The following is a 21,124-nucleotide window of genomic DNA, read 5'->3' on the forward strand; positions in this document are numbered from 1 at the left end:
TATGGCGTTCACGACACGCGGCGGCACCCGCCTGCACTGGCGGCTGGAGGGCGCGGACGATCGTCCGGTGCTGGTGCTGCTCAACTCGATCGGTACGGATATCGGCCTTTGGGACCGGACCGTGCCGCTGCTGCTCCCCGCCTTTCGCCTGTTGCGCATCGATGCGCGCGGGCATGGCGGATCGGACGCGCCGGACGGTGACTATAGCCTGGCGATGCTGGCCGCCGATGTCGCCGCGATCATGGACGATGCGGGCGTCGGGACGGCGGCGGTGGTGGGCGTGTCGCTGGGCGGCATGGTCGCGATGCAACTGGCGCTCGACCACCCGGAACGGGTGTCGGCGCTGGCGCTGATCTGCACCTCGGCGACGATGGACCCGGCGGCGTGGAGCGCGCGGATCGACACGGTACGCACGCAGGGCACCGGTGCCATTGCCGAAATGGCGGTCGGGCGCTTCCTGTCGCCCGACTTTGCCGCGCAGCATCCCGAGATCGCCGAAACCTTGCGCGACGGCATCGCGCGGCAATCGGATGCCGGTTATGCCGGGGCGGGCGCGGCGATCCGCGACATGGCGCTGATCGAGCGGATTGCGGGGCTTGCCGTGCCGACCCTGGTCGTCACCGCGATGCGCGACGTCTCCACCCCCTATGCCGGGCATGGCGAGCATCTGGTCGCGACCATCCCCGGCGCGCGCCATGCCGGGGTCGAGGGGGCGCACCTGCCACCGATCGAGGCTCCCGCCGCGCTGGCCACCGCGCTGCGCCGCTTCCTGACCGCCGACGACGGGGTCGAGGCGGCGAGCGATACGCTGTTCGAGGCCGGGCTGATCAACCGCCGCCGGGTGCTGGGCGACGAATGGGTCGAACGCAGCCTGGCGAAGCGCACGCCCCTGACGGCCGATTTCCAGGCGATGATCACCCGGATCGCCTGGGGCGAGATCTGGGGTCGGCCGGGGCTGGACGATCGGACCCGCCGCCTGATCGTGCTGGCGATCACCTGCGCATTAGGGCGCTGGGAGGAATTCGCGCTGCATGTGCGCGCCGGGCTGACCCAGGGCGGCTTTACCCGCGACGAGCTGAAGGAAGTGCTGATGCAGGCCGCCATCTATGCGGGCGTACCCGCCGCCAATACCGGCTTTGCCGAGGCGCAGAAGATCATCGAAATGCTGGAACAGGACGCCTGATGCCCGACGCTTATATCTGCGATGCGATCCGCACCCCCATCGGCAAGCTGAACGGCGCGCTGGCGAGCGTTCGGGCCGACGACCTTGCCGCCATTCCCCTGCGCGCGCTGATGGAGCGCAACCGCCATGTCGACTGGCAGGGCGTCGACGACGTCCTTCTGGGTTGCGCCAACCAGGCGGGCGAGGACAATCGCAACGTCGCGCGCATGGCGGTGCTGCTCGCCGGTCTGCCGGAGACGGTGCCGGGCGGGACGGTCAACCGGCTGTGCGGATCGGGGCTGAACGCGGTCGGCATCGCGGCGCAGGCGATCCGCAGCGGCGATGCCGAACTCGTCATGGCCGGGGGTGTCGAGAGCATGACCCGCGCACCCTATGTCATGGGCAAGGCGGCGGGCCCCTTCGACCGGGCACAGCAGATCGAAGACACCACGCTCGGCTGGCGCTTCGTCAATCCGGCGATGAAGGCGGCGTATGGCGTCGACACCATGCCCCAGACGGCGGAAAACGTCGCCGACCAATGGCGGATCGGGCGCGAGGAGCAGGACGCCTTCGCGCTTGCCAGCCAGCAAAAGGCGGCGGCGGCGATCGCGAGCGGTCGCATGGCCGTGGAGATCGTGCCCGTCACCATCCCCCAGCGAAAGGGGGAGTCGATCGTCGTCACGCAGGACGAACACCCCCGCGCCACCAGCCTGGAGGCGCTGGCGAAGCTGAAACCCGTCGTCCGCGCCGACGGCACGGTGACGGCGGGCAATGCCTCGGGCCTCAACGACGGCGCGGCGGCGATGCTGGTCGCCTCGGAAGCGGCGGCGGCCCGCCACGGCCTGACGCCCCGCGCGCGCATCTTGGGGCTGGCATCGGCGGGTATCGCGCCACGGATCATGGGCGCAGGGCCGATCGAGGCGGCACGCAAGCTGTGTCGGAATACAGGCATAGGCCTGGACCAGCTCGACGTCATCGAACTCAACGAAGCCTTTGCCGCGCAGGCGATCGCGACCTTGCGCGACCTAGCCATCGCGCCCGACGATCCTCGCGTGAACCGCAATGGCGGTGCGATCGCGCTGGGCCATCCGCTCGGCATGTCGGGCGCGCGCATCGCGATGACGGCGGTGGAGGAACTGCATCGCACCGGCGGCCGCTATGCCATGGCCTTCATGTGCATCGGCGTGGGGCAGGGGATCGCCCTGATGATCGAGCGAGTCTGATCGAGGCCGCAACTACTATTAGGACATCGGCCCAGGGGCATCGATGGACCCGTTTTTGAAGAACACCGGACGATAGAGGAATATAGCGTGCGTCAACATCGCGTCGCCGTCGTGCAGGCTGGAACGACCCTGTTCGACACCCCCCATACGCTGGAGCGGATGGCCGCCCATTGCGAGGCCGCTAAACAGGACGGCGTCGAACTCGCGGTGTTTCCGGAAGCCTATATCGGCGGCTATCCCAAGGGCCTGGACTTCGGCGCGCGCATCGGATCGCGCACGGCCGAGGGGCGGGAGGATTATCTGCGCTACTGGCGCGCGGCGATCGAGATCGATGGGCCGGAGGTCCGTACGATCGGCGGCTTCGCGGCCGATATGAAGGCGAATCTGGTGACGGGCGTGATCGAGCGCGACGGCGCCACGCTCTATTGCACCGCGCTGTTCTTCGGGCCGGATGGGGCGCTGATCGGCAAGCATCGCAAGCTGATGCCGACCGCCAGCGAAAGGCTGGTCTGGGGGCAGGGCGACGGTTCGACGATCCCGGTCCTCCAGACGCCGGTCGGCCGGATCGGCTCGGCGATCTGCTGGGAGAATTACATGCCGCTGTTGCGCCAGTCGATGTACGCGCGGGGCGTCGAAATCTGGTGCGCGCCGACGGTGGACGAGCGTGACATCTGGCAGGCGTCGATGCGCCACATCGCCTATGAGGGACGCATGTTCCTGCTCAGCGCGTGCCAATATATGACCCGCGCCGACGCCCCTGCGGACTATGCGGCATTTGCCGGGGAGGACGCGACGGCGGAATTGATCAAGGGCGGCAGCATCATCGTCAATCCGATGGGCGAGATCGTGGCCGGGCCGCTTCACGGCCGCGAAGGCGTGCTGGCCGCGACGATCGACCTAGATGACGTCGTGCGCGGGCGATATGATCTCGACGTGGCCGGTCACTATTCCCGGCCGGATGTGTTCGCGCTGCGTGTCGATGCGACGCCCCGGTCGGCGCTCTCCGTGGAAGCGGAGGACGCCGCTCCGCCCGCATAAGGCATAGCGATGCCTTATCCTTCCCTCGCCCCTCGCAGAGGGGAGAGGGTTGCGCAGACTTGGCCTTTGCAAAAGCAAAGGCTTAGTCGGAGCTGGGTGAGGGGTGGGCGCTCGCGAAGCGAGCGCGCGAGCCTTTGGGCTCGCTCAACCCCTCACCCAAGCTGCGCTAGCCAGCAGGCTGGCAAGCTTCGCTAACCCTCTCCCCTGTCCAGGGGAGAGGGCAAGAAGAAGGCATCCCCGAATATCGATCGGCCTTAGTAGCCGACGGTGAAACGCCGCCGGATGTGGGCCGGAACCTCCAGTTCGTCGACGAGCGCGATCGCATAATCCTCGAACGAGATGCTGCTGCCGTTCGCGTTGGTCAGGAGCGCGTCGCCGCCGAGCCGGAACGTCCCGGTCCGCTCGCCGGGGGCGAAGACCGCCGAGGGCGACAGGAACGTCCAGTCGAGATCCGTCTCACCCCGCAGCTTGTCGAGAAAGGCCGCCCCGGCCAGCGCCTCGTCGCGATAGGCGGCGGGGAAATCGGGGCTGTCGATCAGGCGCTGGCCCGGCGCGACCTCCAGGCTGCCCGCGCCGCCGACGACCAGATAGCGGCGCACGCCGGATGCCTTCACCGCATCGATCAGTGCGTCGGGGCCGCTGGCGAGGAAATGGACCGAGCTGATGACCGCGTCATGGCCTCGCAGTACGTCGGCCAGCGCCGCGCCGTCGTGCAGGTCGACAGCGACTGCGCGAACACCCGGAGCGGTGGCGATTTTGGCGGTGTCGCGTGCGATCGCGGTCACCATGTGATTGCGGCGGACGAGTTCGGCAAGGATGCGCGAACCGGCATTGCCGGATGCGCCGATCAAGGCGATGTTCATGATGTTACGTCCCTTCTTGTGAAATTACGCCGCGCGGTCCAGCGCGGCCAGAGCGGTGAGCAGGCGATCGCCGCCCGCATAGATATCGTCCCCGCGAACGATGACGTGCCGACCGCCGACGATCGCGACCAGTTGCGGCACCCCGCTGATCCGCAGCGCCGCCATCGCCCGCTGCGTCTCGGCGATCCGGGCGTCGGTCCGGGCATGCAGGTCCGCGTCATGGCGCAGGCGATCGGCCAGCGCCGCGACGTCGAGCGCGATTCCCGCCTGGTCCGCCACCGATGCGGCGATCCGCGCCACCACCATTGCATCCGACGTATCCTCTCCGCCGACATAGCGAGCGATCTGCGCCTGATGCAGGAAGCGTGGCTCCAGGCCATGCTGCCACTCGCCCAGCGCCACCAGTGCGTGGGTCAGAGCGGAGGAATCGAACACGCCGCCGGGCGCCTGGAGGACGCGCTGGTGATAGGCTTCGCTGAACGGCTGGCCCGTCATACTCGCGATGCGCTGGTCGTTGTGCCAGGCATGATCCGCGATCGACGCGGTCGGCCGGGGCGCGGCGAACAGGCCGGACGGCATCATGTCCAGGCGGCCGCCCGCCTGCTCGGCGAGCGCGGCGAGCGCGGGCGCGCTGGCATAGCACCAGCCGCACAGCGGATCGAAGAAATAGCGGAACTGCATGTCGCCTATGCCGGTCATGGTCATCGTCCTGTGGCTCGGCAGCATGAGGCTGCCCGGTCGATGACGGAGATAGGCGGTTCGATGACCTGGATAAATCGGTACAAATCGTACACACTGTAAGTCCAAACAGGACAATCATACGATGGACGCCCCCAATCTCAATCGCCTCCGCTATTTCACCGCGACGGTGGAGACGGGCTCCTTCACCCGCGCGGCGGAGCGGCTGGGCGTCGCCAAGACGGTCGTCAGCCATCAGGTCGCCCGTCTGGAGGAGGAACTGCGTGTCGCGCTGCTCAAGCGCACCACGCGCAAGCTGCACCTGACCGATGCCGGGCGGCGCTTCCACGAACGCGCGATGGCGATCCTGCGCGATGCGGACGATGCGTTCGCCGAGGCGGCGCAGGGGGTGGAGACGCCGACCGGCACGCTGACGGTGACGGCGCCCAGCGATTATGGCCGGGCGGTGGTCGCGCCCGCCATGGCGGCATTCCTCGCGCGCTTTCCGGCTGTCCGGGCCGAGGTGACGTTCGACGACGCCGTCCTCGATCTGATCGATGCGGAGGTCGATGTCGCCATCCGGCTCGGCTGGTTGCCGGACAGCGGGTTGCAGATGCGTCGGCTGGGCAGCTTTCGCCAGTTGCTGGTCTGCACGCCCGACATGGCGCGCCGCGCGGTGGACGCCCTGTCGCCGGACGCGCTTGGGGCGATGCCGTGGATCGGCAACCGGCTGCTGCGGCATCCGCTCGACTGGACTTTTTCGCGCGAGGGGGAGGAGCGGCGCTGTACCGGGTCGCCCGTCGTCATGGCGGACAAGACGCCCGCCACCCATGCCTGTGTCCTGGCCGGGTGCGGGCTGGCCGTGCTGCCGGATTTCGTGGTCGCGGCGGACCTGGCGGCGGGGCGGCTCGTCCATCTGCTTCCCCAATGGTCGCTGCCAGACGGGGGCGTCCATGCGGTCTTCCCCGAGGCGCGGTTCCGGTCGGCGCGGGTGCGGCATTTCATCGACGTGCTCGCGGACATCGAGCGCAGGCGATCGGCCTAGTCCGGTTCAGCGGCCCGCAACGCGGAAAATGGCACGCAGCGGCGCCAGCATGTTGCGATGGTCGACACGGGCGCGTTCGGGCGTTTGTCCCAGCCGGGCCGACAGCCGCCGATGCGCCGTGCCGAGCGCGTGATAGGGGACCGACGGCAACAGATGATGCAGCGCGTGATAGCGAAGACCGACCGGCGCCCAGAGCGCGGGCAGTAGCGCGGGGGGCGGCACATTGACCGAATCCAGATATTGCGCGGTCAGGCTCATCGGCGTGCCCGCCTCATTCTCCCACAGATGCGCGACGAGCGTGCGGAACTGGTTGATGACCGCCAGGCCCGAGCCGAGGAGGAGCGCCAGCCCCGCCTGCGTCATGCCGACGGTCCCGGTGGCGACCAGCAGGATGACCGCGACGGCCCATGCGCTGGCCGCGATTTCGAGGCGGAGCCATTCGCGACGCGCCTGTCCTTGCGGCTCGGTCCGGCGAAAGGCCGGGTTGATCGCCAGCGCGGAATAGCGGGCGACGGTCGCCCGGCGCAGGCGGGCGCTGCCGATGCCGAGCGGCGCCAGCAGGCCGAAGCGGATCAGCAGGCCCAGCGGGGCCAACCCCGCCGCCATGAGGAAGAGGACCAGATGCTGCGGTCGCATCGACGCCAGCGGCAGATATTCCGGGTCGCGCGTCGTGCCATAGATGGGTCGGGCATGATGCCGGACATGGACGTCGTCATAGAGGAAGGACGGGGTCAGCAACGGAATGCCGAACAGGAGATTCCAGGCAGCCGTGAACCCCGGAAGCTGCGACCGGCGGAGATGCGCCAGTTCGTGGATGAAGCTGAGCCCGCGATAAAAGGCGAGCATGGCGACCACGCCCAGGACGATCGTCGCGCCGCCGAGCGGAAGCCGCATCATGCCCGCAAGGCTGGCATAGGCCACCATGGCGGTCAGCAGCAGGTCGGCCCAGTAGATGCGCGGATCGGGTCGCATGAGGTCGCGGCCGATCGCGGCGGCGGCCGCCAGCAATTCGCGGTCCTCGGGGCGCTGCGCCGTCGGGTCATCCATGAAGCGTCTTCCAGCGCGATACGAAGGCGGCCGCCCGGACGGCTACATCTTCGGCCGTGTCGCCGGGGCGGTAGAGCGCGCCGCCCAGCCCGAAGCCATCGGCACCCGCCGCGACATAAGGGGCGAGGTCCTCGGGCTCGATGCCACCCGTCGGACAGAGCGGAACGCCGGGGCCGATCACCGTGCGGAACGCCTTGACCGCGCTCGGCGGGATCATCTCCGCCGGATAGAGTTTCAGCCCGTCGGCCCCGGCATCCAGCGCCGCCAACGCCTCGGTGGGCGTGGCGACGCCGGGCAGGGTGACGAGTCCGCGCGCACAGGCGGCGGCGATCAGCGCGGGGTCGCCATGGGGCGTGACCATCAGGCGGCCCCCCGCCTCGATCAGCCGGTCGAGCTGGTCGATCCGGCGCACGGTCCCCGCGCCGACGATCGCGCCTTGTCCCCATCGCCCGGCCAGACGCGCGATGCTGTCGAACGGATCGGGCGAGGTGAGCGGCACCTCGATCAACCGGAAACCTGCCTCGACCAGCTCGTCGCCGACCGCCTCGACCTCCGTTGGCGTGATCCCGCGCAGGATCGCGACCAAGGGAAGGTCCGCCATGATGTCGGAAAAAAGAGTCTTCATGCCGCCATCCTCGCGTCGGTGGTCGGCCAGGTCGTATCGCCGGTCATGTCATGCGCTCCGTCGCAGCGTTCGGGATCAGGGGAGGAGCCAGTGGCGGATGATACTGGCGACGATGCCGAGCGTCAGCACGCTCGCCAGCCAGATCGCGGCCATCCAGCCGAGGCGGCGCCACAGCGGCGCGGGGGGCTGGCCGACCATCAGTGATAGCCCTCGGTGACGGTCTTCCCGCGAAAGACATAATAGGCCCATGCCGTGTAGGTGATGATGATCGGCAGGATGAAGACGGTGCCCACCAGCATGAAGATCTGGCTCTTCTCCGGTGCGGCGGTGTCCCAGATGGTCAGCGCGCGGGGCACGATATAGGGGAACATGCTGATCCCCAGGCCGACAAAGCCCAGCGCGAACAGGATGAGCGTGACCAGGAAGGGCAATGTCTCGCGACCGCGCTTCAGGCTCCAGAAGAAGATGAAGCCGAAGACGATCGTGGCCAGCGGCACCTGCGCGGTGAAGAGGACACCGGGCATCCGGAACCAGCGATGCCAATAGTCGATCGCCAGGAACGGCGTCGCGGCACTGACCGCCGCCATCGCGACGAGCGTCGCGATGCCGAGGCGGAACGCCATGCGCCGCGCATGGTCCTGAACGTCGCCATGCGTCTTGCCGATCAGCCAGCTCGCGCCCAGCAGGGCGTAACCGGCCAGCAGCGCGACGCCGGTCAACAGGCTGAACGGCGACAACCAGTCGAACGACCCGCCCGCATAGGCCCGGCCCGCGACCCGGATGCCCTGCAACACCGCGCCCAGCATCACGCCCTGGGCCAGCGTCGCCACCACCGAACCGCCGCAAAAGGCGACGTCCCAAAAGGCCCGGTGCCGGGGGTCGCGCCAACGAAACTCGAAGGCGACGCCGCGAAAGATCAGGCCGAGCACCATCGCGATGACGAGCGGATAGGTGGCGGGCAGGATGATCGCATAGGCCAGCGGGAAGGCCGCCATCAGGCCGCCGCCGCCCAGCACCAGCCAGGTTTCGTTCCCGTCCCAGACCGGCGCGATCGAGTTCATCGCCTGATCGCGCTCTTCGCCGACCTTCAGCGTCGGAAACAGGATGCCGATGCCCAGGTCGAAACCGTCCATGACGACATAGGCGAACACGGCGAAGGCGATGATGAACGCCCAGATGGTGGCGAGATCATAATCGTAGAACATCGCCGGTCACTCCTTGTCGAGCGCGGGGGCGGGGGTGATGCCCGCCGCGCGTTGCGGGGTGGAGGCGGGCTCGGTTTCGTGCGCCTCCGGCGGCTTGGCCATCAGGCGGAGCAGGTAATAGGTGCCCGCCCCGAAGACGACGAAATAGACGACCACGAAGGTCAGCAGCGACGTGGCGACCGCCGATGCCCTGAGCGGCGAATGCGACTGGGCGGTCAGCAGATAGCCATAGACGGTGAAGGGCTGGCGGCCGACCTCGGTCGTGATCCAGCCCGCGATCACCGCGACGAAGCCGGACGGCCCCATGGCGATCGCCAGGCGGTGCAGCGGCGTCCAGTCATAGAGCTTGCGACGGAACCGGGCCGCCAGGCTGGCCAGCCCCAGCAACAGCATGACCATGCCCAACCCGACCATCACGCGAAACGACCAGAACAGGATCGCCACGGGCGGTCTCGCGGTCGTCGGCGACGGTGTCCAGACCGGCGAGCGGCGCGTTCGGATCGTGCTTCAGGACGAGCGAGGACGCCTTGGGCACCTCTATCGCATAGTCGATATGCTTCGTGGCCGGGTTCGGAATGCCGAACAGGATCAGCGGCGCGCCGTCGGGATGGCTGTCATAATGACCCTCCATCGCCATGATCTTGGCCGGCTGATGCTCCAGCGTGTTCAGCCCGTGCGCGTCGCCCGCCAGGATCTGGGCGGGGGCGGCGATCGCGACCATCCACATTGCCATCGAGAACATCTTGCGCGCGCCCGGATTGGTCCGGTCCTTCAGCAGGTGCCACCCGCCCACCGCGCCAACGACGAGCGAGGTGGTGAGATAGGCGGCGATGACGACGTGCAGCAGGCGATAGGGGAAGCTGGGGTTGAAGATGATCGGAAGCCACGATCCGGCGGGAACGAACTGCCCCTGCGCGTTGATCGCGAACCCGGTCGGCGTGTGCATCCAGCTGTTGGTGCTGATGATCCAGGTGGCGGAGATGAAGGTGCCGAGCGCCACCATGCAGGTCGCGAAGAAATGGAGCCGCGGCCCGACCTTGGTGATGCCGAACAGCATGACGCCCAGGAACCCCGCCTCCAGGAAGAAGGCGGTCAGCACTTCATAGGCCATGAGCGGGCCGACGATGGGCCCCGCCTTTTCGGAGAAGACCGACCAGTTGGTGCCGAACTGGTAGGACATGACGATCCCCGACACCACGCCCATGCCGAAGGCCACGGCGAAGATCTTCAGCCAATAGCGATAGAGATTGGCATAGACGCCGCGTCCGGTCCGCAGCCAAAGCCCCTCCAGCACCATCAGGAAACTGGCCAGCCCGATCGAAAAGGCCGGGAATATGAAGTGGAAGGAAACCGTGAACGCGAATTGCGCACGGGCCAGTAACAGGGCTTGGTCACCCATGGCGAACTCCTTGTCTCGGGCGCGCCGTCGGGGCGCGTGACAACACGGCATGGCTTTCGCCACGCGGCAAAGAAAATGCGTCGGTGCGTTCGGTCCGGCGGACCGGATCGGATCAGATCAACTCAGATCAGCGATATCTTTCGCGTGGCGTCCGGCGCGATCATCGCACCGAGCAACCGCAAGCCCCGCTCCAGCCGATCATGGGACAGCATCCCGCCGATCGACACCCGCAGCGCCGACGACACCGCCGAACGATCGACCGCAAAGGCCTCGCCGGGAATGGCCGACAGGCCATGCGGGCGGACCGTCTGCGCGATCGATCCGGCGTCGGCATCGGCGGGCAGGGGAACCCATAGATGATAGCCTTCGTCCTGCATATGATAGCTCCCCTTGGGCAGGCATTTGCGCACCATCGCCTGGCGGGCCTGCGCCTCCCTTCGCACCGCCGCCACCAGGCGCGCGAAGGTGTCGCCGCCCACCCAGTCCGCGACCGCCGCGGCATTGAGGGGCGGGGCCATGATCGCGGTTTCGTGCATGTCCGCCGCCAGTCGCCAGGCCTTGGCGATGTCGGGCACATGCAGCCAGGCAACGCGCAGGCCCGGCGACAGGATTTTCGACACGCTGGCGATATGCCATGTCCGGTCGGGGGCGAAGGATGCGATCGGCGCGAGCGGCCGTTCCGGCAACAGTCCATAGGCGTCGTCCTCGATCACCATCAGTCCGTGCCGCTCCGCCACCTCGGCGATGGCGCGGCGACGATCCAGGCCCATCGTCGCGGTCGTCGGATTGTCGTTGGTCGGCACGATATAGACGGCGCGTATCGTCCCCGCGCGGCAGGCGGCGTCCAGCGCGTCCGGGACCATCCCCTGGGCATCCACCGAAACCGGCTGGAGCAGCACGCCGTAGCGCCGCGCCAGTGCCAGGAGGCCCGGATAGGCGAACGGCGCCACCGCCACGCGATCGCCCGCCACCAGCTCGGCCCCGAAAAACGCGTGCAGCGCCTGCTGGCCACCGGCGGCGAGCAGGACCATGTCCTCCTGCGTGGCGATGCCGCGCCGCCGCAGCAGCGCCGCCCCGGCTTCGCGCAGCGACGGCAGGCCGCCGGTCGGCTGATACTGGAACAGCGCGCCGCCGTCCGGCCCGCCGAGCAGGGCGGCGGTCGTTTGGCGAAAGGCATCGACCAGCTCTCCACCGGGGAGTTCGGGCGGCGCATTCATGCCCGGATCGATCCGCTCGACCAAAGGGGGGCGCGCCATGTCGGGTGCGGCGGATCGGACGGGCTGTTCGCGCACGAAGCTGCCCCGGCGGCCGTCCCCCTCGATCAGCCCGAGCCGCTGCGCTTCGCCATAGGCCCGCGTCACCGTCGTCAGGTCGACCCCCAGCGTCTCCGCCAGCGCGCGTTGCGGCGGCAGGCGGTCCCCCGATCCCAGCATTCCGGCCTCGATGTCGCGCGCCAGCGCGTCCGCAATCGCCAGATATTTGGGTCCGGATGACGAATCGATATCGGGTGTCCAGCTTTGCATGGGTGTTTTCTTATCCCTCGAACCATGCAATGTCCATGCATAATCCATGAGCTGGACATTTTGTCCTGTCAGTCGCGGTGCAGCTCGAACGCCTCACGGCCCGCCAGCGCGGCGCGAGCCATGGCGCCCCCGTCATGCACGGCCAGCGGCTCGCTATGCGGGTGCGCTTCCCACAGGGTTTCGTCGGCATAGCATCGCAGGGCACGTTCCAGCCGCTGGACCTTTGCGGCCATGCCGCAGAGCGCATGAAGCGCGACGCGGACTTCCGGGAAATCGTCTCCGCCGCCCGCCCGGATGATCCGCGCATCCTCGTGCCGACCGAGGCTTTCCAGCAGTTGCGCCGCCGCGCAGCGGGCATCCTCCCGCAATTCGCCGGTCACCCGGTCAGTCGCCGAAGCGGTTGTCATCCCGTCCATCCATCCGGTTCCAAAGCGCTTCGGTGCCTGCTTCCACCGACCGGTTCACATATTGCGATGCGACCAGCCACCCCTTGATCGGACGCAGCGGCAAGAGGCAGCCGAGCAGCATCAGCGGCATGGAGGTCAGCAGATGGACCCACCAGGGCGGGCTATAGGCGACCTGTATCCACACCACCACGAAGGTCAGCGGGAACGCGACGATGCACAGCGAGAAGAAGGCCGGCCCGTCATCAGGGGCGGCAAAGCGATAGTTCAGGCCGCAGCATTCGCATTGGGGCGCGAGCTTCAACCAGGACGCGAACATCCGGCCCTTGCCGCATCGGGGGCAAAGCCCCTTCCAGCCACTCTTCAAAATCCGGCGAAAGCCGTCGGAAAGGATATTTGCAGGCATAGGAGCACCATCGCATGGTCGTTTATCCATGCATAATGCATTATGTATGGTTTGTCGATTCTTATGTATGGCTGAATGGATTTCCCCCACGCCGACCGCAAGCCGCTCGCGTCATGTCGCCGACCGCCGGATCGGCCCCGCTGCCACTGTCATCTGCTGGCTGCGATCGAGGAGTCCGGACCCAAGGGGGCGAACTGGACCTGCATCCACTTGGCAACCGCCCCTTGAGATTATCGGGACGCCATCGCCAAGTGGGTGCAAATCATAAACCCTGGCCCTAACGCGCCGGCACGCCGACGATAATGGGTGCGGGGGTGCTCAGCGGCGGCGGTTCGCCTCCTCCTACAAAGCGGAACAATTCTGCCATCTTCTGCAATACCCGGAGGCCGCTGACCTGTTTCTGCGTATAGTTCGAAAGCTGGTTCTGCTTCGCTTGGAATAGCGCCTGCTGGCTATCGAGCAGATCGAACACGGACCGCTGACCGGATCGAAACTGTTCGCGGTAGAGCGTTACCACCTTTTGAGCAGCATCGATCTGTGACTCGATCGTGGCCATTTTCTCATTGGCTGCCTTGAGCGACTGGAAATCGACTCTCAGATCCTGTTCGACGTCACGCCGAACTTTCAGCAACTGGTAATCCGCCTCGCGCAGCCTTGCTTCGATCCTGCGTTTCAGCGCCATGTCCGCGCCGCCATTGAGCAGATTGTAGCTGATCGTGACGACGGCGCGAGCATCGTCGGCGCGTCCCGTACGGCCCATGACCTCGTAGCGATGGTTGCCCTGGAGATCGAGGCCGATGCGCGGGAAGAAATTGCCTTTTTGACTGGCAAGCTGACGCTCGATCGAGCGACGATCCTGGCTCGCCTGCGCCAGATCGGGGTTTCGCTGTTCGATCACATCGACGGCGGAATCGGGGTTGGGCGGCAGAGCTGAGTCAACGGGGGGCAGATCGGTCGCGCGGTCGGGAAGGCGCCCTGTCAAACGGCGATAGGCTTCGCGCTGCTGTTGAAGCTGACTCTGCGCGTCGAGCAGCAACTGTTGAAGATTGTCCTGTCGGACCTGTGCGCGGCTGACATCCGCGCTGGTCGTGAGCCCCAAATCCTTCTGCACCGCGATCATCTTGGACATTTTCGCTTGGGTCTCGATCTCCTCGCCGATCAAGTCGACAAGCTTCTGTTTTTCCAGAACGCCGAGATAGGCGGATGATATTTCGAACGATATCTGTTCGATCTTCTTGCGCGTGCCCCATCGCGCACTGGCATAAGCGGCGTTGGCACGCTTGATGTCATTGATGGTGACACCGAAGTCCCATAGGTTCTGATGAATAGTCAGCACGCCCTCGCGTCGCTGGAGCAGCGAGTCGCTGGCCGCATTCGGTTGGACATATTCGGGACCGCTGGCCAATGTCATATCGACCCGGGGAAGATATGCCGCGCGTGCTTCGTTCACGCCATATTTTGCGTCGTCCTGCTGCGCGAGGGCGATCTGGATATCCGGGTTCTGCTTGAGCGACGCGACGATGGCGTCACGGAGCGACTCCTTCGCCACGGCACTCGGCTGAGCATCAGGCTGAACGGTGGTCGTGGGGGCGGCGGCGGCGGCGCTGCGCCTCCCGCCTTGCTTATTCGGAGAGCGTGGCTCCGCGCCACCGGCCTGTGCGGCTATCGCAATTGCAACCCCAAGAACAAGCCCGTTCCCGGCATACCACGACGGCTTGGATTTATTCGTCATTGTCGCATTCCCCCCGGAAAGAAAGATTGGTGGATCATCGTTATTCGCGGAAAGCCCCATCCCGCACGCGGATCAGAGGCCCCAAAATATAGCTGAGCACCGTCTGGTGACCGGACCGGATGTCTACTTCTGCGGTCATGCCTGGCAGCACGGGCTTTGTTTTGTCGAACCGGCGCGTATCGGCGCGCAGTCGTACCCGGTAGTAAAGCTCGCCTTTGGGATCTTGCAGGGCGTCGGCGGAAATATCCTCGACCCTGGCATCGAGCCCGCCGAAGATGGTGGAATCATACGCGCTGATCTTCACCACCGCCGGTAGGCCAATCCAGATGTTGCCGCGGTCGCGCGGCGAAACGCGCGCTTCGATCATCACGGCGTCGTCGACGGGCACGATCTCGACAAGAGGCTCGCCCGGCTTGGCGATGCCGCCCAGGGTCTGGACAAGCAGCTTGTTGACATAGCCGTCGGTCGGGGCGCGAACCTCCTCGCGAAAATTGCGATCCTGAAAGGCGTTGAGCGCGTGCCCGGCCTTGGTCATTTCCAGTCTCAGGGTCGCGGCTTTTTCGCGGGTGTCGGACAGATATTTCGTCCAGGCTTCGCCGCGCTTCGCCGTCGCCTCCGCAAGCCCGGCCTGGGATTTGGGAATTGACGTGATCGTATCGGAGATACGGGTGCGGACCTGCTGCAATTCGCCCTGTTTCTCGAGCACGGCATTTTCCGACACCGCTTCGGATGCCAGGGCACGCCGCAGCCGCTCCAGTTGCGTTTCGACCGTGCTCTCTTCTTTGCGGAGGCTGGCCAGTCGCGCCGTGGAACTCGCGATGTCGGCACGGAAACCCTGGATTTGATGGTCGTATACGCTGATTTGCTGCTGAATATCGGCGCGCTGCGACGCAAAGAATGCCTCTTCCGACCGAGCGATATCAGGAGCCAGTCGTGCCAGTTCGGGCGGCGCAGTAAAATGATCTGCGCCGGATGCTTCGGCTTCAAGGCGAAGGATGCTGATATGTTTCGCTGCAACGTCGGTCTGTGCGTTGTCGAGTTCGGCGTTCGATTGCTGGTTGGATAGGCGCAGAAGGATATCGCCCTTGCGGACGCGTTGTCCTTCGCGAACCAGAATCTGCTTCACGATCCCGCCTTCCAAATGCTGGACCACTTGGTTTTGGATCGAAGGCAGGACGCGACCGGTGCCACGCGTGACCTTGTCGATCTGGAACAGCGCCGCCCATAGCAGGAGGCTCGCAAGAGCAACGGCCAGCACTTTCAAGATGTTGAAAGACTTGGAAGTTTCAATCCTTGCACTCCAAGGTTGAAGTCCGTCTATCCTTGTAAAATTTAGGTTTTCCTGCGTTAAGTCGCCATCGGCGCGGAATATCCTGCTGATAGAGCATGATAAACTAGTCAGAAATCGAGTCATGCGTCTTAGCATTGTTCGAATATGCCCTTGCGTTATCCTGTTTGCCTGTGATTTACGCTTAATATATAAAAAGAATGTAGATGTGGAGATGCAATGGGGGAATCGTGCTTGTTATGAGGAAGCGAAAGTCATACTTTCAAATGGTTATCGCGACTGTGATGCGGAGTCGCGTGAGCTTCCAGGGCACGAAACTTAACGGCGTTGTTGGGCTTGGACTGGTCGATGCAATTGTAAAAATTGCTGAAAATTCGGGTATTACTGTCGGTTCTGTCGATTTGAGCGCGTCACTGCCGATGAGCGGTGGTGATCTCGATGCCCGGTTCGCGCCGTTCGCATGCGCGCGCGTGGATCTGGACGCCAGATGGGAACGGCGCAACGTGCGGAAGCTGACCGAAGCGCATCTGCCTGCGGTGCTTTGCCTGATCGATGGCGGCTATCTGGTCGCCAGGGCGAGATCCAGCGTCGGAGAATTGACGATAATCGACGGTACGGGCGAACGGCTTGTCCCGATCGATGAGGTTGCCGCAGCGACCACCGATCAGATGCTGATCGTTGGCCATGTCGATTCCGTCAACGGTAGTTTGGCCTGCGACCAGCGTGAACGCATACGGGCCAATCCCCGCACTTGGCTGTTCTCATGTTTCCTTTCGGAACGGCGAAATTTTGCGCAATTGTTGCTGGCCGCGTTGCTGCTCAACATGTGTGCTTTCGCCATCCCATTGTATATGCGGGCCATTTACGATCGGGTGGTGCCGAACCTGGCCGTCGATACCCTGTGGGCGCTCTCTTTCGGCGCTCTGCTCATCCTGGTCTTCGAATGCCTGTTCAAGCAGACGCGGTCGGTTTTCATCGATGCGATCGGTCTGCGCGTCGGTCAGGGCATACAGCATCGCGCCATGGCCTCGGTGTTGCACGCGCGGATCGACAAGTCGAACTGGACCGTCGGAAGCCTGATGACGGCGCTTCGCGATATCGAATCGATGGCGATGCTTGCGCCGCATGCGGCGGCCACCTTCTGCGTGGAAATTCCCTTTTTCTTCGCCTTCCTTGCCCTGATTGCCATGATCGGCGGCTGGGTGGCGGTGGTGCCGCTATTCGGCGCTCTTGCGATGTCCCTGATCGGACTGGCTTCGGCCTATGGACTGAAGTTCGGCAGCCATCGGTCCAGCAAATTGGTGCAGGCGCGCAGTAACCTGGTCGCTGACGTCGTGGGCAGCCTGCATACGATCAAGAGCAATCAGGCCGAAGGGCGCTTTCTGCGCCGATGGGACATCCTCTCCGACCATGTCGGCATGAATGGCAAGGCCACCCGTCATTGGCAGGAGATTCCGGCGGTCGCCTCGGCCTTCATCGTTCAGGCGGTGACGATCGGGATCGTCGTCATCAGCATCTATCAAATCCGCGCCGGGGTGATGACGGCTGGTGCGCTGATCGCCTGCAACATGTTGGCGGGTCGCGCCATGGGCCTCGTCTCGTCGGCGATCGGGATCATCGGCAAGGGCTATCAGAGTCTGACGCAATTCGGGGCACTGGCCAATCTCCTGGCGCTCGAGCCAGAGGTCGAAACATCGGACATGGCAGTCAAAGCCCGTCCCTTTGTCGGGCAATTGGCCTTCGAGAATGCAGGCTATGCCTATCCCGATACAAGCGCGCCGGTTCTGCATGACATAAACCTGGAGATCGGGCCTGGCGAGAAGATCGGGATCATCGGGCTGGCCGGCTCCGGCAAATCCACGCTGCTCAAACTGCTTGGGGGCCTGGTCGCGCCCACCTCAGGCGCGTTCCTGATCGATGGTCATGCCGTAGAGCAATATGCGGCCTCTCTGCTGCGGGAAAACATCGCGTTCGCAACGCAGGATGCAACGCTTTTCGACGATACGATCTATGAGAATATCGTGCTGGGGCGTGCGGCTCCCGATCCGGCATTGCTGGAGCGGGCCCTGAAGACTTCGGGCGTCCATCAGTTCGTCATCCAGTCGAAGGAAGGCCTGAGCCGCACGGTCGGGGGCGGGGGCTGCCGGCTTTCCGGTGGTCAGCGCCAGGCGGTGGTGCTGGCGCGTGCCTTCATGCGCGACCCCCGCATCCTGTTGCTGGACGAACCCACCGCATCGATGGACATCGATGGGGAACAGGCCGTGATCCGCGGACTGCGGGAATTCAGCACCGACCGGACATTGGTCATCGCCACCCATCGGTTCGCCGTGCTCGACCTCGTGGACCGGGTGCTTTGGATGGAGAACGGACGCATCCTGGCCGATCAACCCAGGGACCAGCTTCTGGCGCACCTGCGCCAGCGTCAGACGGCACGCGCCGCGTGAAGGGCGCCATTCACGGGCAAGCAACCGGACAATCAGGGAAAGGGGTAACGTGGCAGGGGCATCTGAAGACGGCGAAGTCAATCACTGGCCGGCATTCGTGGACGTACTGACCGCGGTGATCATGGTCGTGACCTTTCTGCTGGTCATCATGAGTGCGGCGGTCATGGAACTGTCCAAGCGGACGGTTCAGGTCATGCAGCAGAAGATCAATGAGATGCAGCAGAGCAACGGGCAGCGGGCGGTGGCAGGGGAAACGGCACCGACGGCGAGCAATCCTGCGAACAAGGCGGCCAGCCGGGGTGTCGAGGGCATGCGGCCTGTCCAATCCCCGTCCGATGCGGCTTCGGGCAGTTCCATCGCGCAGCTCGGCTCTCCGCTGATGTCCGAAACCGCGACGAACGGGAAGGACCAGTTGTCCATCCTGACCCGGGATACGCCCGATACGATGCGGATCGCTGCCAAGTCGACGGAGCGGCCCAGCGAGACAAAGGGCATGCGCATCACCACCGCCTCAACGCTCCTGCGGGTCGACTTCGATCCGAACGCTGTTCGATACACCGATGAGGACGCGGCAAAGGTGCAGTCTTTCCTGAAAGGCGCGGCGCAGCCAGGCCGGAAATATGGGATCTGGTCCTTGGTCAGCAGTACCGGGGCGATCTCCGAGCCGATGCGGATCGCATATTATCGGGCGGCGGCGACCCGCAACCTACTGATCCAGGCCGGTATCAAGCCCGACGATATCGTCACGGAAACCCGCGTGGTGGACCCCAAGTCCGATGACGCGAACTCCGTCCGCATCGTCGTCAAGAATTGAGGGGCATGGCCATGAAACGCCAGATACGCGACGAACTCATCAAGATGTCGGCGGTCATGACGATCATGATCGGCGTCGGCGTCTATGCGCACGACTTCGTCATCGCGGGCATCAAGGCCAAGATGGCGCTGAACCTGTCGATATTTGCGCTGTTTTCCGTCGCTGCGATCATCGCCTTCCGCAACGTCCTGGCGCTGAGCAACGAAGTGCAGGCCCTGCGCGCGCTGCAACAGAGCAGCGCGATCCTGGAGGCGGACGACAGCGTCTACGAAACGCCCGCGAGCATCTTCCATGAGCCGCACCTGCTGGGACAGGGCTATCGCCTGATCGCGGAACAGCTCGCCAAGGACGGGGTCGTCAATCTGCCGTCCAAGGTGGCGGAATCGCTCGTCCACAGCGTCGACCAGCGCATCAACGAACAGAAGTCGGTCATTCTCTACTTCTCGGGCCTGATGGTCTTCATGGGCCTGATCGGCGCGTTCATGGGCCTGATGCATACTGTCGGGTCCGTGGGTGACCTGATCGGGGGTATGGATGTCTCCGGCACGGCGGGCGGCGACAGCTTCGGCAAGATGATCGAAGGCATGAAGGCCCCGCTGCGCGGTATGTCGGTGGGTTTCAGTTCTTCGCTCTTCGGCCTGTCCACATCGATGGTGCTTGGTGCGCTCGAGCGTTGCATGACCAAGGCGGCCAAGTCGCTGAGGGACGATTATGAGCATTGGCTGTCGAGCGTCACGACCCTCGAAGGTGCCACGGAAGTGGAGTCGCGAGGCGTAGTCGGGGCCGGCGCGCCTTCATTGGTGCGCGCGATGGACGTGGCGGCGCGCCAATTGTCGACCTTGCACCAGGCGGTGGAGCAGGGGCAGCGGAATGACCTCGGGATACAGGTGACATTGTCCCGTCTGCACGACGCCATGGCCGACCTGTCGAACATGGTGGCACGCGTTACCGACCCCACACCGCTGCTTCAGCCGATCGCCGATGTCGTGGCCGATCTGGGGCGGCACCAGGTTCGATTGGCGGCCGATATGGAATTGCTCTTCGCTGAGGTTCGGTTCGACCGCGCCCACTTGCATGACGTGATGACGTCGCTGCGCGAAATGGCCTGGCAGCAGCGTCATGCCGAGAATGAACGCGAGGATCGTATCGTCCGAACGCTCGACCAGATTCTCGCATGCGGGGAAGCTTTGCTCGATCGGGAACCCGTAACCCTGCAATGGCCGGTCATGAAGGACGATGCATCCACGCGCTTCGATGCGCGAATGCTGCATCATCGTCTTCTGGCGGCTTTTGGCAGACGCCGGGACGAAATCCGGACGAAGCGTGACTATCGCCGGTTCGCCATCGAGATCCGGGAGACGATGGAACGGCAATATCGTCTCCAAGAGGAATTGCAGCGGGAGGTCGCGCGGTTTCGGAATGCCGTCTCGGCCGACCGCGTCAAGGCGGCCACGCTTCTCGATGCGCTGGCGCAGGAGAGCGAACGTCTTTCCGCGCTGGCCGGGATGATCGAAGCCAGCGGAATGGCGGCGACCGTGCGGGGCGAGCTTGAGCATGCCCGTGCGCATATGAATGTTTTGACCGCACGTGCGGAGCGTCTGCGTGACGATATCACCGAGACGCGTATCAACGAAAATCTGGGGAAAAATTGATGGGCATGTCTCGCGCCAAGGCGGTCGTCTGGAAAGTCTTCCACCGGGATTATGCCGCCGCCCGATCTCAGCGTCGGCTCGAATGTCGGCTGGATGCCAGTCTGACACTGATCGAGAGCGGTATCGTTCTGAAAGGAAAGATACTGGATATCGCCAGCAAAGGGGCATTGTTTCGTCCGCCGCAAGTCTATCTACTCAATCGCGCGGGAGGCTTTGTGCGATTGTCAGTAGGAGAAAGTGTCGTGGAAGGTGTGATCGTCAACACCACGCCGCGCGGCTATGGCGTTCATTTCAGAGAGATGTTGTCACTCGACGCGATCATATCCTGATCCGAGTCGAAGGCGGCGTCTTATCCAAAAGCCTATTGCACTACACGGGCGGCATTGTCGGAATAATGACAAGCTCACCCGTTTTATTTGATATTTAACCTCAATCGGTCTGGCAGGTCAAAAATGGTTCAGGCGAACAAGGCAGCGCAGCAGGGCGCAGGCAAACCGGATAAGACCAACACGGCGTCGCAAACGGCGATGCCGGGTAACGGTGAAGCGGCGATGCTGGGCGATATCCCGTCCCTGG

At 64.8% G+C, this 21,124-nt stretch carries 19 protein-coding genes and 1 pseudogene; 8 read left to right on the forward strand and 12 right to left on the reverse strand.

Annotated elements, in window-relative coordinates:
- The first annotated feature begins 1 nt into the window (after position 1).
- From pcaD to QE363_RS08100, 3 genes are all read left to right on the forward strand, one after another.
- Positions 2-1,183: a 3-oxoadipate enol-lactonase gene (gene pcaD, locus QE363_RS08090; protein WP_309694126.1), complete on the forward strand. Its 1,182-nt coding sequence runs from the start codon at positions 2-4 to the stop codon at positions 1,181-1,183.
- Positions 1,183-2,385 (forward strand): 3-oxoadipyl-CoA thiolase, encoded by a 1,203-nt coding sequence (gene pcaF / locus QE363_RS08095; protein ID WP_309694129.1) that lies wholly within the window; start codon positions 1,183-1,185, stop codon positions 2,383-2,385. The genes pcaD and pcaF overlap by 1 nt, the downstream gene beginning before the upstream one ends.
- An 87-nt stretch (positions 2,386-2,472) precedes the next feature.
- Positions 2,473-3,423, forward strand: coding sequence for a carbon-nitrogen hydrolase family protein (locus QE363_RS08100; RefSeq protein WP_309694132.1), 951 nt, complete (start codon positions 2,473-2,475; stop codon positions 3,421-3,423).
- Positions 3,424-3,677: 254 nt separating this feature from the next.
- Here the strand turns inward: QE363_RS08100 and QE363_RS08105 are convergent, their stop codons facing one another.
- Both QE363_RS08105 and QE363_RS08110 read right to left on the reverse strand, forming a co-directional pair.
- A complete protein-coding gene (locus tag QE363_RS08105) occupies positions 3,678-4,286 on the reverse strand; it encodes an NAD(P)-dependent oxidoreductase (RefSeq protein WP_309694135.1) in 609 nt (202 codons plus the stop codon).
- 24 nt (positions 4,287-4,310) lie between these two features.
- Complete coding sequence (locus tag QE363_RS08110) at positions 4,311-4,985, reverse strand: DsbA family protein (protein ID WP_309694137.1); 675 nt, start codon at positions 4,983-4,985, stop codon at positions 4,311-4,313.
- 124 nt (positions 4,986-5,109) lie between these two features.
- Between QE363_RS08110 and QE363_RS08115 the strand changes: the two genes are divergently transcribed.
- Positions 5,110-6,009, forward strand: coding sequence for a LysR family transcriptional regulator (locus tag QE363_RS08115; RefSeq protein WP_309694141.1), 900 nt, complete (start codon positions 5,110-5,112; stop codon positions 6,007-6,009).
- A gap of 6 nt (positions 6,010-6,015) precedes the next feature.
- Here the strand turns inward: QE363_RS08115 and QE363_RS08120 are convergent, their stop codons facing one another.
- The 10 genes and pseudogenes from QE363_RS08120 to QE363_RS08165 all read right to left on the reverse strand — a co-directional run bounded on the left by QE363_RS08120 (position 6,016) and on the right by QE363_RS08165 (position 15,608).
- Positions 6,016-7,056 carry a fatty acid desaturase gene (locus tag QE363_RS08120; RefSeq protein WP_309694143.1) on the reverse strand — a complete coding sequence of 347 codons (1,041 nt, stop codon included), beginning with the start codon at positions 7,054-7,056 and terminating at the stop codon, positions 6,016-6,018.
- Complete coding sequence (locus QE363_RS08125) at positions 7,049-7,681, reverse strand: 2-dehydro-3-deoxy-6-phosphogalactonate aldolase (RefSeq protein ID WP_309694146.1); 633 nt, start codon at positions 7,679-7,681, stop codon at positions 7,049-7,051. Before QE363_RS08125 ends, QE363_RS08120 begins: the two co-directional genes overlap by 8 nt.
- Before the next feature lie 75 nt (positions 7,682-7,756).
- Positions 7,757-7,879 carry a DUF2474 domain-containing protein gene (locus tag QE363_RS08130; protein WP_309694150.1) on the reverse strand — a complete coding sequence of 41 codons (123 nt, stop codon included), beginning with the start codon at positions 7,877-7,879 and terminating at the stop codon, positions 7,757-7,759.
- Positions 7,879-8,886 carry a cytochrome d ubiquinol oxidase subunit II gene (gene cydB / locus QE363_RS08135; protein ID WP_309694153.1) on the reverse strand — a complete coding sequence of 336 codons (1,008 nt, stop codon included), beginning with the start codon at positions 8,884-8,886 and terminating at the stop codon, positions 7,879-7,881. The genes QE363_RS08130 and cydB overlap by 1 nt, the downstream gene beginning before the upstream one ends.
- A 6-nt stretch (positions 8,887-8,892) precedes the next feature.
- A pseudogene (locus QE363_RS08140) lies at positions 8,893-10,285 on the reverse strand (cytochrome ubiquinol oxidase subunit I).
- Positions 10,286-10,407: 122 nt separating this feature from the next.
- The gene (locus QE363_RS08145) at positions 10,408-11,808 is read right to left on the reverse strand and encodes a PLP-dependent aminotransferase family protein (protein WP_309694155.1); all 1,401 of its coding nucleotides are present in this window, start codon (positions 11,806-11,808) and stop codon (positions 10,408-10,410) included.
- Between the two features lie 68 nt (positions 11,809-11,876).
- Positions 11,877-12,215 carry a hypothetical protein gene (locus tag QE363_RS08150; RefSeq protein WP_309694158.1) on the reverse strand — a complete coding sequence of 113 codons (339 nt, stop codon included), beginning with the start codon at positions 12,213-12,215 and terminating at the stop codon, positions 11,877-11,879.
- Entirely contained in the window at positions 12,193-12,618 is a 426-nt protein-coding gene (locus QE363_RS08155) for a DUF983 domain-containing protein (protein WP_307104332.1), read from the reverse strand. Before QE363_RS08155 ends, QE363_RS08150 begins: the two co-directional genes overlap by 23 nt.
- 277 nt (positions 12,619-12,895) lie before the next feature.
- The gene (locus tag QE363_RS08160; RefSeq protein WP_309694162.1) at positions 12,896-14,350 is read right to left on the reverse strand and encodes a TolC family protein; all 1,455 of its coding nucleotides are present in this window, start codon (positions 14,348-14,350) and stop codon (positions 12,896-12,898) included.
- Positions 14,351-14,390: 40 nt separating this feature from the next.
- On the reverse strand, positions 14,391-15,608 hold the full coding sequence (locus QE363_RS08165) for an HlyD family type I secretion periplasmic adaptor subunit (RefSeq protein ID WP_309698148.1): 1,218 nt from the start codon (positions 15,606-15,608) through the stop codon (positions 14,391-14,393).
- Between the two features lie 326 nt (positions 15,609-15,934).
- On the opposite strand from QE363_RS08165, the gene QE363_RS08170 reads away from it, so the two are divergent.
- The 4 genes from QE363_RS08170 to QE363_RS08185 are packed head-to-tail and all read left to right on the forward strand — an operon-like array spanning position 15,935 to position 20,877.
- A complete protein-coding gene (locus tag QE363_RS08170; RefSeq protein WP_309694164.1) occupies positions 15,935-18,082 on the forward strand; it encodes an ATP-binding cassette domain-containing protein in 2,148 nt (715 codons plus the stop codon).
- Positions 18,083-18,131: 49 nt separating this feature from the next.
- On the forward strand, positions 18,132-18,896 hold the full coding sequence (locus QE363_RS08175; RefSeq protein ID WP_307104338.1) for a hypothetical protein: 765 nt from the start codon (positions 18,132-18,134) through the stop codon (positions 18,894-18,896).
- A gap of 5 nt (positions 18,897-18,901) precedes the next feature.
- Positions 18,902-20,548, forward strand: a complete 1,647-nt coding sequence (locus QE363_RS08180; RefSeq protein WP_309694168.1) for a hypothetical protein — start codon at positions 18,902-18,904, stop codon at positions 20,546-20,548.
- 5 nt (positions 20,549-20,553) lie between these two features.
- Complete coding sequence (locus QE363_RS08185; protein ID WP_309694170.1) at positions 20,554-20,877, forward strand: PilZ domain-containing protein; 324 nt, start codon at positions 20,554-20,556, stop codon at positions 20,875-20,877.
- Positions 20,878-21,124: the final 247 nt, after the last annotated feature.

It is taken from the genome of Sphingomonas sp. SORGH_AS_0870 (genome assembly GCF_031453175.1).
In the GTDB taxonomy this organism is placed as follows: domain Bacteria; phylum Pseudomonadota; class Alphaproteobacteria; order Sphingomonadales; family Sphingomonadaceae; genus Sphingomonas.

Bases quoted from the DNA above. Each gene is read 5' to 3' on its own strand.
- pcaD (WP_309694126.1), top strand. From the start codon at position 2: ATGGCGTTCACGACACGCGGCGGCACCCGCCTGCACTGGCGGCTGGAG.
- pcaF (WP_309694129.1), top strand. From the start codon at position 1,183: ATGCCCGACGCTTATATCTGCGATGCGATCCGCACCCCCATCGGCAAG.
- QE363_RS08105 (WP_309694135.1), bottom strand. From the start codon at position 4,286: ATGAACATCGCCTTGATCGGCGCATCCGGCAATGCCGGTTCGCGCATC.
- QE363_RS08110 (WP_309694137.1), bottom strand. From the start codon at position 4,985: ATGACCGGCATAGGCGACATGCAGTTCCGCTATTTCTTCGATCCGCTG.
- QE363_RS08115 (WP_309694141.1), top strand. From the start codon at position 5,110: ATGGACGCCCCCAATCTCAATCGCCTCCGCTATTTCACCGCGACGGTG.
- QE363_RS08120 (WP_309694143.1), bottom strand. From the start codon at position 7,056: ATGGATGACCCGACGGCGCAGCGCCCCGAGGACCGCGAATTGCTGGCG.
- QE363_RS08125 (WP_309694146.1), bottom strand. From the start codon at position 7,681: ATGAAGACTCTTTTTTCCGACATCATGGCGGACCTTCCCTTGGTCGCG.
- QE363_RS08130 (WP_309694150.1), bottom strand. From the start codon at position 7,879: ATGGTCGGCCAGCCCCCCGCGCCGCTGTGGCGCCGCCTCGGCTGGATG.
- cydB (WP_309694153.1), bottom strand. From the start codon at position 8,886: ATGTTCTACGATTATGATCTCGCCACCATCTGGGCGTTCATCATCGCC.
- QE363_RS08145 (WP_309694155.1), bottom strand. From the start codon at position 11,808: ATGCAAAGCTGGACACCCGATATCGATTCGTCATCCGGACCCAAATAT.
- QE363_RS08150 (WP_309694158.1), bottom strand. From the start codon at position 12,215: ATGACAACCGCTTCGGCGACTGACCGGGTGACCGGCGAATTGCGGGAG.
- QE363_RS08155 (WP_307104332.1), bottom strand. From the start codon at position 12,618: ATGCCTGCAAATATCCTTTCCGACGGCTTTCGCCGGATTTTGAAGAGT.
- QE363_RS08160 (WP_309694162.1), bottom strand. From the start codon at position 14,350: ATGACGAATAAATCCAAGCCGTCGTGGTATGCCGGGAACGGGCTTGTT.
- QE363_RS08180 (WP_309694168.1), top strand. From the start codon at position 18,902: ATGGCCATGAAACGCCAGATACGCGACGAACTCATCAAGATGTCGGCG.
- QE363_RS08185 (WP_309694170.1), top strand. From the start codon at position 20,554: ATGTCTCGCGCCAAGGCGGTCGTCTGGAAAGTCTTCCACCGGGATTAT.